Below are 11,896 nucleotides of genomic sequence, written 5' to 3' on the forward strand. Positions count from 1 at the left end.
TTTTCTCTGGAAATCCAAAAGCCTTGATTCGTCTGCTGAAGTTTTTCGGGTACTCCATTGTCGCGATTGTCTGCGGGCTGCTGCTCGTGCTCAGCGGTGCCTACCTCTACCTTAGTCCGGGTTTGCCCTCCGTAGAGGCCCTCAGAAGTATCCAGTTGCAGATTCCTTTGCGGGTCTACAGCAGCGATGAAAAGCTCATCGCGGAGTTCGGCGAAATGCGCCGCACACCGATCCGTTTCGCCGATATTCCGCCTAATTTCATCAGCGCCTTGCTGTCGGCCGAGGACGATAATTTCGCCAACCACTACGGCGTCGACCCCAGCAGCCTGGTGCGTGCAGCCACGCAGTTGGTAAAAAGCGGACACATTCAATCCGGTGGCAGCACCATCACCATGCAGGTGGCGAAGAACTTCTTTCTCACCAGCGAGCGCAGCTTCTCGCGCAAGGCCACCGAGATCCTGCTGGCCCTGCAAATCGAGCGTCAGCTGACCAAGGACGAGATCCTTGAGCTGTATGTGAACAAGATCTACCTGGGTAACCGCGCCTACGGGATCGAAGCCGCGTCCCAGGTGTATTACGGCAAGTCCATACGTGACGCCAGCCTGGCGCAGATGGCCATGATTGCCGGCCTGCCGAAAGCCCCTTCACGCTTCAACCCCCTGGCCAACCCGGCGCGCAGCAAAGAGCGTCGCGACTGGATCCTGGGGCGCATGTACAAGCTGGGCAAAATCGACCAGGCCGCCTATGAAAGCGCGGTAGCCGAACCGCTGAACGCCAGTTACCACGTGCCGACGCCGGAAGTGAACGCGCCGTACATCGCTGAAATGGCCCGCGCCGAATTGGTCGGCCGCTATGGTAGCGACGCCTACACCGAAGGTTTCCGCGTGACCACGACCGTGCCGAGCGACCTGCAGGAAATCGCCAACAACTCGGTGCACTCCGGGTTGATCACCTATGACCAGCGTCACGGCTACCGTGGCCCCGAGTCGCGCCTGCCGGGCAAGACCCTGAGCGCCTGGACCACCGAACTGGGCAAACAGCGCCCGATCAGCGGGCTGGAACCGGCCATCGTCACCCAGGTGAAGAAAGATGGCGTGCAAGTGCTGACCCGCACCGGCGAAGCCCATGTGAGCTGGGACAGCATGAAGTGGGCACGCCCATTCCTGAACACCAACAGCATGGGCCCGATGCCCAAGCAGCCGTCTGACGTTGCGCAAGTGGGTGATCTGATCCGCGTGCAGCGCCAGAAGGATGACAGCCTGAAATTCAGCCAGGTACCGCTCGCCCAAGGTGCGCTGGTGTCCCTGGACCCGCAGAACGGTGCGATTCGCGCGCTGGTCGGTGGTTTTGCCTTCGAGCAGAGCAACTACAACCGCGCCACCCAGGCCAAGCGCCAGCCGGGTTCGAGCTTCAAGCCGTTCATCTACAGCGCCGCCCTGGACAACGGCTACACTGCCGCGAGCCTGGTCAACGATGCACCGATCGTGTTCGTCGACGAGTACCTGGACAAGGTCTGGCGCCCGAAGAACGACACCAACACCTTCCTCGGCCCGATCCGCGTGCGTGAGGCGCTGTACAAGTCGCGTAACCTTGTGTCGATCCGCTTGCTGCAAGCGATGGGCGTCGGCAAAACCATCGACTACATCACGCGCTTTGGCTTCAACAAGTCGGACTTGCCGCCAAACCTGTCCCTGGCGTTGGGCACCGCGACCCTCACGCCCATGGAAATTGCCACGGGCTGGAGCACCTTTGCCAACGGTGGCTACAAAATTTCGCCGTACCTGATCGACAAGATCGAAAGCCGCAATGGCGACACCCTGTTCACCGCCAACCCGCCACGGGTGCCAGGCGATGTGGTCAACGGCGTAGCCGCTACCGATGGCCTGGCAGCGCCGAGCCACGGCGGTATCACCATCGAACCGACGCCGGGCACAGCGCCAGCCGCAGGCACGACTGCACCGGCAGACCCACAGGCACCCGCAGTTGCCGAGCGCGTGGTGGATGGCCGCACCACCTACATCCTCAACAGCATCCTTGAGGACGTGATCAAGAAAGGCACCGGCCGCCGCGCCCTGGCCTTGGGCCGTGCGGACATCGCGGGCAAGACCGGTACGACCAACGATTCCAAGGATGCCTGGTTCTCCGGCTACAACGCCGACTACGTGACCACCGTCTGGACCGGCTACGACCAGCCGGAAAGCCTGGGCCGCCGTGAGTTCGGTGGCACCGTGGCGCTGCCGATCTGGATGAGCTACATGGGTGCAGCCCTCAAGGACAAGCCACTGCACACCCAGCCAGAGCCGGAAGGCATTCTCAGCCTGCGGATCGACCCGGTCAGCGGCCGTGCGGCCTCGCCAAGCACGCCGAATGCGTACTTCGAACTGTTCAAGAGCGAAGACACGCCGCCGTCGGTCAACGAGCTGGGCAATGGCGTTGCACCGGGCAGCCCGCTGCCAGCGGATGAGGCGGCGCCGATCGACCTGTTCTGACGGCCGTCGCGGGCACGATCAACCTTGTAGGAGCCGGCTTGCCGGCGATGGGGCCTTCAAGCCCTGCGGTGACCTTGGGGTCGCCATCGCCGGCAAGCCGGCTCCTACAAGGACCGTGTCAGGCAACAAAATTCAGGTACAAAAAAAGCCCCGACTCGCAAGAGCCGGGGCTTTTTGTTGGTGCGCTACAACGGCTTAGCCGTTGAACACATCATCCACGCTTTTCAGCGGGTAGTGCTTCGGATACGGCAGGGTAGCCACGCCGGTCTCGATGGCAGCTTTGGCCACGGCATCGGAGATCAGGGTGATCAGGCGCTTATCCATTGGTTTCGGGATGATGTACTCACGACCGAATTCCAATTTGATACCACCGTAGGCATCGCACACTTCCTGAGGAACCGGCAGCTTGGCCAGTTCACGCAGGGCATTGGCAGCCGCTACTTTCATTTCTTCGTTGATGCGCTTGGCGCGAACGTCCAGGGCACCACGGAAGATGAACGGGAAGCCCAGCACGTTGTTGACCTGGTTCGGGTAGTCCGAACGGCCGGTTGCCATGATCACGTCGCTACGGGTGGCGTGAGCCAGTTCCGGAGAGATTTCTGGATCAGGGTTGGAGCAGGCGAACACGATCGGGTTGGCCGCCATGGACTTCAGGCCTTCAGCGCTCAACAGGTTCGGGCCGGACAGGCCAACGAACACGTCTGCACCGTCAAGGGCGTCAGCCAGGGTGCGCTTCTCGGTGGCGTGGGCGAACATCGCCTTGTACTGGTTCAGGTCGGTACGCTCGGACTGGACCACGCCCTTGCTGTCGACCATGAAGATGTTTTCCAGCTTGGCACCCATGCTCACCAGCAACTTCATGCAGGAGATGGCCGCAGCGCCAGCGCCCAGGCAGACGATCTTGGCGTCAGACAGGGTTTTGCCAGCGATTTCCAGGGCGTTGATCATGCCGGCCGCGGTGACGATCGCGGTGCCGTGCTGGTCATCGTGGAATACCGGGATGTCGCACTGTTCGATCAGGGCCTTTTCGATCTCGAAGCACTCAGGTGCCTTGATGTCTTCCAGGTTGATGCCACCGAAGGTGATGGAAATGCGCTTGACGGTGTCGATGAAAGCCTGCGGGCTTTCGGAGTCGACTTCGATGTCGAAAACGTCGATGCCGGCAAAGCGCTTGAACAGCACGCCTTTACCTTCCATGACTGGCTTGGAAGCCAATGGGCCGAGGTTGCCCAGGCCCAGAATCGCGGTGCCATCGGAAATCACTGCAACCAGGTTGCCTTTGCCGGTGTACTTGTACGCCAGTTCAGGGTCGCGGGCGATTTCACGTACGGGCTCGGCAACACCAGGGCTGTAGGCCAGCGACAGGTCGCGAGCGGTGGCAGTGGCTTTGGTGAGCTCTACACTCAGCTTTCCTGGACGAGGATGGGCATGATATTCGAGAGCGGCAGTTTTCAAATCAGACATATCGGCATTCCGCTTTTACTGTTGGTCGACGGACCGCCGAGGATACGCGTGTCGCAAAGTCCCCACAAGACTGGGCAGTCACAGGTGTCAAGGGCCCTGCGCTACGACTTTCGGCCAAGACCCACGGGATACAAGGGCTCAACTGTTCACAATCGACTTAAAAAATGTCTACAATTTTTTCTTCAAGACCGATTTATCGAGCTTCCCGCCAAATCACAGGCACAAAAAAGGCGCCCACAAGGGGCGCCTCTTTCATCAGCATGGAAAACCGCAGCTTTCCAGGTTGATCGGCCTTAGGCCTTTTTGGCACCGAAAGCACCGAAACGGTCAGCAAAGCGCTGTACACGGCCGCCGGTGTCCAGAGTCTTCTGCTTACCGGTGTAGAACGGGTGGCACTCGTTGCATACGTCAGTACCCAGTGGCTTGCACAGGTTCGAACGGGTTTCGAACTTGTTGCCGCAGCTGCAGGTGACTTCGATGGTTTCGTACGCTGGATGGATATCGGCTTTCATGGCACTTCCTCGGGCTAGCGTGCCGCCACTCGACACTATTGTCGAATACCGCACGTAATTAGGCCGCGGATTCTACCAGACCTTTTTAAACGCGCAAGCGGCGGTGCCGGCCGATTCCGCACATATAAGCCCCTTTCATCAGAAAAACTACCGGTTCACCACACTCCATGTGGGAGCCGGGCTTGCCCGCGATGACGGTGCGTCAGGCAGCCAATCGTGCGACTGATACGCCGCCATCGCGGGCAAGCCCGGCTCCCACAGAAGTGCTGTCTCCTGCACCGGAGACAGGACACCCCCACCGCAGGTCTGCTAGGCTCCCGCCCCTGCGCCACTGCCTGCCTTTATAGATGAGACCCCCGCGTGCCCGACGCCATTTTGCGCCTAGCCCTGCCCTCGCCCCTGCGCCGCCTGTTTGACTACCGGGCTCCGGCCGGCGTGTCGCGGGCGCAGTTGCAGCCGGGCATGCGTGTGCGCGTGCCGTTCGGGCGCCGGGAAATGATCGGCATCCTGGTGGAAGTCGCCGATCACAGTGAAGTGCCCGCCGAGAAACTCAAGCCCGCGCTGGCCATGCTCGATGCCACCCCGCCGCTGCCGCCCGCCCTGTTCAAGCTATGCCTGTGGACGGCCCAGTACTATCAGCACAGCCTGGGCGACACCCTGAGCTGGGCGCTGCCGGTGCTGCTGCGCCAGGGCGAGTTGGCTGAAGCACGCCAGGAACGCTTCTGGTCGATGGCGCCCGGCGCCCGTCTCGACGACCCGCGTATCGCCCGCGCCCCGCGCCAGCGCGAAGCCCTGGCCACCCTGGCCCAGCACCCGCACGGCGTGGCGCATCAACTGCTAAGCAAGCTGATGCTGAGCAAAGACAGCCTCGACCTGCTGCTGGCCAAGGGCCTGGTGCAGGTGGAAATCCGCAAGCACGCCCCCGACCCGCGCCACGATCACTGGCTGGCTCAACCGGAATTGCCGCTCAACCCCGAGCAACGCGCCGCCTATGAAGCGATTCGTGCCGGCTTCGACAGCTTCCATGCGTTCCTGCTGGCCGGCGTCACCGGCAGCGGCAAGACCGAAGTGTATTTGCAGCTGATCCGCGAAACCTTGCAGGCCGGCAAGCAGGCGCTGGTACTGATCCCCGAGATCAACCTGGGCCCGCAAACCCTGGCGCGCTTCGAGCAGCGCTTCAATGCGCGTATCGCCCTGGTGCACTCGGCGGTCAACGACCGTGAGCGCCTGGAGTCGTGGCTGGCGGCCCGAGACGGCGAGGCCGACATCATTATCGGCACCCGTTCGGCGCTGTTCACCCCGATGAAAAACCCCGGGCTGATCATCATCGACGAGGAGCACGACGGCTCCTATAAACAGCAGGAAGGCCTGCGCTACCACGCCCGCGACCTGGCCCTGGTGCGCGCACGCCAGGAAGACATCCCGATTGTGCTGGGCTCGGCCACGCCGTCCCTTGAAAGTTTGCACAACGCCTACACCGGCCGTTATGGGCTCCTACGCCTCAACGAGCGGGCCGGTGGCGCCAAGCAACCGCGCTTCCTGCGCCTGGATGTCAAAAGCCGCCCGCTGGACAGCGGCATTTCGGGGCCGATGCAACAGGCCATCGGCCAAACCCTCGCGGCTGGCCAGCAAGTGCTGGTGTTCCTTAACCGCCGCGGCTTCGCGCCGACTCTGCTGTGCCATGACTGTGGCTGGATGTCCGAGTGTGAGCGCTGTGACGCACGCATGACCGTGCACCAGCGTTATGGCGAGTTGCGCTGCCATCACTGCGGCCACGTGGAGCGGGTGCCGCGTCACTGCCCTCAGTGCGGCAAAGTGGACTTGCGACCCGTCGGCGCGGGCACTGAGCGGGCCGAAGAGCGCCTGGGCATTCTGTTCCCGGACTATCCCGTGCTGCGGGTCGACCGTGACAGCACTTCGCGCAAAGATGCGATGAACCAGCTGTTCGCCACCATCCAGAAAGGCCAGCCGTGCATCCTGATCGGCACGCAGATGCTTGCCAAAGGGCATCACTTCCCACGGGTGACCCTGGTGTCGATCCTGGACGCTGATGGCGGTTTGTTCTCAGGCGACTTCCGCGCCAGCGAGCGCATGGCGCAGTTGATTGTGCAAGTCGCAGGCCGGGCCGGGCGCGCCGAAGAGCCGGGCAAGGTGATTATCCAGACGCACCTGGCCGACCACCCGCTGCTGATCCAGCTGACAGAACAAGGCTACTTTGCCTTCGCCGAACAGGCGTTGAGTGAGCGCCGTGCGGCGGGCCTGCCACCGTTTTCCCATCTGGCGCTGTTGCGGGCCGAAGCGCACAAGCCCGGGCAGGCTGAAGGTTTCCTCGATGAAGCGTGCAGCGCTGCCGAGGGTTTGCTGGCCGACCTAGGCCTGACGGGCATCGAACTGCTCGGCCCCGTGCCCGCCCCCATGGAACGCCGCGCCGGGCGCTATCGTGCTCAGCTACTCTTGCAGGCAACGTCCCGCGCGCCATTGCATCGGCTATTAAGTAGCTGGTTGCTTGCCCTGGAGCAAATGCCCAGCGGCCGGCAAGTGCGATGGTCGTTGGATGTCGATCCCGTAGATTTGTATTGATAGAAATTCCGTTATCGCAGGCAAGCCAGCTCCCACATTTTGAAATGTGTGCACCGTTAAATGTGGGAGCGGGCTTGCCCGCGATGAGGCCCGCAGGTCCGTCAACCCGTCTGAACGGTTGGCAAGCCCGCCCTCGCCACGGATAATGCCCAGTTTTTCCACCTGCGCATCGCGCGCCGCCGCTTGCGGTCGAAAGAGAACACCATGAAAGACACCATTCGCCAGCTGATCCAACAAGCCCTCACCCAACTCGTCAACGAAGGTGTGTTGCCTGAAGGCCTGACGCCGGCGATCCAGGTGGAGAACACCCGCGACAAGACCCACGGTGACTTCGCCAGCAACATCGCGATGATGCTGGCCAAACCGGCTGGCATGAAGCCGCGTGACCTGGCGGAAAAACTCATCGCCGCCCTGCCGGCTGACGAGAGCGTCACCAAGGCCGAAATCGCAGGCCCAGGCTTCATCAACTTCTTCCAGAACACCCAGGCCCTGGCTTCGCGCCTGGACGCGGCCCTGGCCGATGCCAAGATCGGCGTGCGCAAGGCTGGCCCGCTGGAACGTGTGGCCATTGACCTGTCGGCACCGAACCTGGCCAAAGAGATGCACGTGGGCCACCTGCGCTCCACCATCATTGGCGACGGCGTGGCCCGTGTGCTCGAGTTTCTCGGCGACACCGTGATCCGCCAGAACCACGTGGGCGACTGGGGCACCCAGTTCGGCATGCTGATGGCGTACCTGCAGGAAAACCCGATCACCAGCAACGAGCTGTCGGACCTGGAGAACTTCTACCGCGCCGCCAAGAAGCGTTTTGACGAATCCGAAGAATTCGCCGACCGCGCCCGTGGCCTGGTGGTCAAGCTGCAAGCCGGTGACGAAGAGTGCCTGGCACTGTGGAACCGCTTCCGTGAGATCTCCCTGTCCCACTGCCAGGAAATCTACGAGTTGCTCAACGTCAAGCTGACCATGACCGACGTGATGGGCGAAAGCGCCTACAACGATGACCTGATCAATGTGGTCAACGACCTCAAGGCCAAGGGCCTGCTGGTCGAGAGCAACGGCGCGCAGTGCGTGTTCCTCGAAGAATTCAAGACCGCCGACGGCGAGCCGCTGCCGGTGATCATCGTCAAGGCCGATGGCGGCTACCTCTACGCCACCACCGACCTGGCGGCCGTGCGCTACCGCAGCGGCGTACTCAAAGCCGACCGCGCCCTGTACTTCGTCGACCAGCGCCAGGCCCTGCACTTCCAGCAGGTGTTCGAAGTGGCGCGTCGCGCGGGCTTCATCACCCACCCGATGCACATGGAGCACATGGGCTTCGGCACCATGAACGGCGCCGACGGCCGTCCGTTCAAGACCCGCGACGGCGGCACCGTGAAGCTGATCGACCTGCTGACCGAAGCCCAGGAGCGCGCCTACAACCTGGTGAAGGAAAAGAACCCGGAGCTGGCCGAGGCCGACCTGCGCAACATCGCCCGCGTGGTGGGCATTGGCGCGGTGAAATACGCCGACCTGTCCAAGCACCGCACCAGCGACTACAGCTTCAACTTCGAGCTGATGCTGAACTTCGAAGGCAACACCGCGCCGTACCTGCTGTACGCCTACACCCGCGTAGCCGGCGTGTTCCGCAAGCTGGGCAAGGACTTCAGCGAAGTGGAAGGCCACATCGTGCTGGACGCCCCGCACGAACAGGAACTGGCCGCCAAGCTGGCGCAATTCGGCGAAGTGCTGAACAGCGTCGGCGAAAAAGGCACGCCGCATATCCTGTGCACCTACCTGTACGAAGTCGCCGGCCTGTTCTCCAGTTTCTACGAGAACTGCCCGATCCTCACCGCAGACGACGAAGCCCAGAAGCAAAGTCGCCTGCGCCTCGCCGCACTGGCTGGACGGACCCTCAAGCAAGGCCTGGAGCTGTTGGGCCTGGAAACTCTGGAGCGTATGTAAGTTGGCTGCCAAGAAAAAACCTGCACCCAAGCGCGGCGCCAGCCGCTACCAGGCCCCGGCGAAGAAGCCTATTCCAGGCTGGCTGTGGATGGCCATCGGCCTGGCGGTCGGTGCGTTTGTCGTGATCCTGATGAAGCTGGAGCCGGGCAAGGGCGATGACGTCAAACGGGTCAAGCAAGAGCAGCAGAAGGCCACGAAGATCGCCGAAGCCAACAAGACCGCGCCAAGCCCGACCGCACCGGTGAAGCCGAAGTACGACTTCTACACGCTGCTGCCGGAATCGGAAGTGATCGTGCCGCCTGACGCCGTGCCGGAGAAAACCCTGCCGACGCCACAAGTGCCGACCACGCCGGTAACACCAGCGGAAGCCGCGAAGATCGATACCGCACGCGCCCAGGCAGCGCTGGCCGGGATTACCCCGCCGCCACCGCCACCGGTGGCGACCACCAAGGCTGCGCCGGTGACCAAGTTCTTCCTGCAGGCGGGCTCGTTCCCGAAACAGGCGGACGCGGACCGCGTACGTGCGCAGATCATTCTGTTGGGCCAGGCCGTGACGGTCGAGTCCGGCACGGTGAAGGATGCGACCTGGTATCGCGTGCTGGTAGGGCCGTTCAGCAACCGTGAACAGCTGACCGTGGCACAGAAGCAACTGGCAGGCGCCGGCTTTAGCAACCTGTTGTTACAACAACGCCAGAGCCGCTGACACAAGCTCAACGCGGGACAAAATGTGGGAGCTGGCTTGCCTGCGATTACGGTGTAACAGTCAATATTTTCAGTGACTGACACACCGTAATCGCAGGCAAGCCAGCTCCCACATTTGGTTTAGGGCGTTCTCAAAAGTGTGTAAGACCTGTAAACACCGCTCGTCCGCACACATGTCCTACAGTTGAAATCCCCCCCGCCACCCCCATATGAGTTTTCATCAGGGCATTTTCGCCCCGCTGCGTGGAGACTCTCCCCTTGACCACCATCGTTTCAGTACGTCGCCACGGCAAAGTCGTCATGGGCGGCGACGGCCAGGTTTCCCTGGGTAATACCGTGATGAAAGGCAACGCCAAGAAAGTGCGTCGCCTGTACCACGGCCAGGTGCTCGCAGGCTTTGCCGGCGCCACCGCCGACGCCTTCACCCTGTTCGAGCGTTTCGAAGGCCAGCTGGAAAAACACCAGGGCCACCTCGTTCGCGCCGCGGTCGAACTCGCCAAAGAATGGCGCACCGACCGCTCCCTCAGCCGCCTGGAAGCCATGTTGGCCGTCGCCAACAAAGACGCATCCCTGATCATCACCGGCAACGGCGATGTGGTGGAACCCGAACACGGCCTGATCGCCATGGGTTCCGGCGGTGGCTACGCCCAGGCAGCCGCCAGCGCGCTGCTGAAGAAAACCGACCTGTCGGCCCGTGAAATCGCCGAGACCGCCTTGGGCATCGCTGGCGATATCTGCGTGTTCACCAACCACAACCTGACCATTGAGGAGCAGGACCTCGCTGAGTAAGCCCCAGGCTTATTCGGCTTGAGGCCGCCAACTACTATGTCCATGACTCCCCGCGAAATCGTCCATGAACTCAATCGCCATATCATCGGCCAGGACGATGCCAAGCGCGCCGTAGCCATTGCGCTGCGTAACCGCTGGCGCCGGATGCAATTGCCCGAAGAACTGCGCGTTGAAGTGACGCCCAAGAACATCCTGATGATCGGCCCGACCGGCGTCGGTAAAACCGAGATTGCCCGTCGCCTGGCCAAGCTGGCCAACGCGCCGTTCATCAAGGTCGAAGCCACCAAGTTCACCGAAGTGGGCTACGTGGGCCGTGACGTCGAGTCGATCATTCGTGATCTGGCCGACGCCGCCTTGAAAATGCTGCGCGAACAGGAAGTGACCAAGGTCAGCCACCGCGCCGAAGACGCCGCCGAGGAGCGCATCCTCGACGCCCTACTGCCCCCGGCACGCATGGGCTTCAACGAAGACGCCGCACCGGCCTCGGACTCCAACACCCGTCAGCTGTTCCGCAAGCGCCTGCGTGAAGGCCAGTTGGACGACAAAGAGATCGAGATCGAAGTCTCCGAAGCCTCCAGCGTCGATATTTCTGCACCGCCTGGCATGGAAGAAATGACCAGCCAGCTGCAAAATTTGTTCAGCAACATGGGCAAGGGCAAGAAGAAAAGCCGCAAGCTCAAGGTGAAGGACGCGCTGAAACTGGTGCGCGACGAAGAAGCTGGGCGCCTGGTCAATGAGGAAGAACTCAAGGCCAAGGCCCTGGAAGCCGTCGAGCAGCACGGCATCGTGTTTATCGACGAGATCGACAAGGTGGCTAAGCGCGGCAACTCCGGTGGTGTCGATGTGTCCCGCGAAGGCGTACAGCGCGACTTGCTGCCGCTGATCGAAGGCTGCACCGTGAACACCAAGCTGGGCATGGTCAAGACTGACCACATCCTGTTTATTGCTTCGGGTGCCTTCCACCTGAGCAAGCCAAGCGACCTGGTGCCGGAGCTGCAAGGCCGCCTGCCGATCCGCGTGGAACTCAAGGCGCTGACCCCGGGCGATTTCGAACGCATCCTCAGCGAGCCGCACGCGTCGCTCACCGAGCAATACCGTGAGCTGCTGAAAACCGAAGGCCTGGGCATTGAGTTCCAAGCAGACGGTATCAAGCGCCTGGCGGAGATCGCCTGGCAGGTCAACGAGAAGACCGAGAACATCGGGGCCCGTCGCCTGCACACCCTGCTGGAGCGTCTGTTGGAGGAAGTGTCCTTCAGCGCCGGCGACCTGGCTGGGGCGCAGAATGGCGAGGTGATCAAGATCGACGCTGAGTACGTCAACAGCCACTTGGGCGAATTGGCGCAGAACGAAGATCTGTCGCGCTACATTCTGTAAGCCACACGTAGAGCCGCTTTGCTTTAATGTGGGAGCTGGCTTGCC

At 62.1% G+C, this 11,896-nt stretch carries 8 protein-coding genes; 6 read left to right on the forward strand and 2 right to left on the reverse strand.

Annotated features, from left to right (window positions below; all coding sequences use genetic code 11):
* Positions 1-26 precede the first annotated feature (26 nt).
* Positions 27-2,489, forward strand: a complete 2,463-nt coding sequence (locus HX792_RS17360) for a penicillin-binding protein 1A (RefSeq protein ID WP_371319365.1) — start codon at positions 27-29, stop codon at positions 2,487-2,489.
* Positions 2,490-2,684: 195 nt separating this feature from the next.
* Here HX792_RS17360 and HX792_RS17365 read toward each other — a convergent pair whose 3' ends face one another.
* Positions 2,685-3,953 (reverse strand): malic enzyme-like NAD(P)-binding protein, encoded by a 1,269-nt coding sequence (locus tag HX792_RS17365; RefSeq protein ID WP_176997232.1) that lies wholly within the window; start codon positions 3,951-3,953, stop codon positions 2,685-2,687.
* Positions 3,954-4,246: 293 nt separating this feature from the next.
* A complete protein-coding gene (gene rpmE, locus HX792_RS17370) occupies positions 4,247-4,465 on the reverse strand; it encodes a 50S ribosomal protein L31 (RefSeq protein WP_010213765.1) in 219 nt (72 codons plus the stop codon).
* 360 nt (positions 4,466-4,825) lie between these two features.
* On the opposite strand from rpmE, the gene HX792_RS17375 reads away from it, so the two are divergent.
* The 5 genes from HX792_RS17375 to hslU all read left to right on the forward strand — a co-directional run bounded on the left by HX792_RS17375 (position 4,826) and on the right by hslU (position 11,851).
* Positions 4,826-7,045, forward strand: a complete 2,220-nt coding sequence (locus tag HX792_RS17375; RefSeq protein WP_176997233.1) for a primosomal protein N' — start codon at positions 4,826-4,828, stop codon at positions 7,043-7,045.
* A 204-nt stretch (positions 7,046-7,249) separates the two neighbouring features.
* Entirely contained in the window at positions 7,250-8,986 is a 1,737-nt protein-coding gene (gene argS, locus HX792_RS17380; protein WP_176997234.1) for an arginine--tRNA ligase, read from the forward strand.
* Between the two features lies 1 nt (position 8,987).
* Complete coding sequence (locus HX792_RS17385) at positions 8,988-9,689, forward strand: SPOR domain-containing protein (RefSeq protein WP_016972721.1); 702 nt, start codon at positions 8,988-8,990, stop codon at positions 9,687-9,689.
* Between the two features lie 257 nt (positions 9,690-9,946).
* Positions 9,947-10,477, forward strand: coding sequence for an ATP-dependent protease subunit HslV (gene hslV, locus HX792_RS17390; protein ID WP_176997235.1), 531 nt, complete (start codon positions 9,947-9,949; stop codon positions 10,475-10,477).
* Positions 10,478-10,513: 36 nt separating this feature from the next.
* Positions 10,514-11,851 (forward strand): ATP-dependent protease ATPase subunit HslU, encoded by a 1,338-nt coding sequence (gene hslU, locus HX792_RS17395; RefSeq protein WP_176997236.1) that lies wholly within the window; start codon positions 10,514-10,516, stop codon positions 11,849-11,851.
* Positions 11,852-11,896: the final 45 nt, after the last annotated feature.

Source organism: Pseudomonas sp. B6002 (assembly GCF_013385985.1).
Taxonomy (GTDB): Bacteria; Pseudomonadota; Gammaproteobacteria; order Pseudomonadales; family Pseudomonadaceae; genus Aquipseudomonas.

Excerpts from the sequence above, each read along its gene's own strand:
- HX792_RS17365 (WP_176997232.1), bottom strand. The coding sequence starts at position 3,953 with ATGTCTGATTTGAAAACTGCCGCTCTCGAATATCATGCCCATCCTCGT.
- rpmE (WP_010213765.1), bottom strand. The coding sequence starts at position 4,465 with ATGAAAGCCGATATCCATCCAGCGTACGAAACCATCGAAGTCACCTGC.
- argS (WP_176997234.1), top strand. The coding sequence starts at position 7,250 with ATGAAAGACACCATTCGCCAGCTGATCCAACAAGCCCTCACCCAACTC.
- hslU (WP_176997236.1), top strand. The coding sequence starts at position 10,514 with ATGTCCATGACTCCCCGCGAAATCGTCCATGAACTCAATCGCCATATC.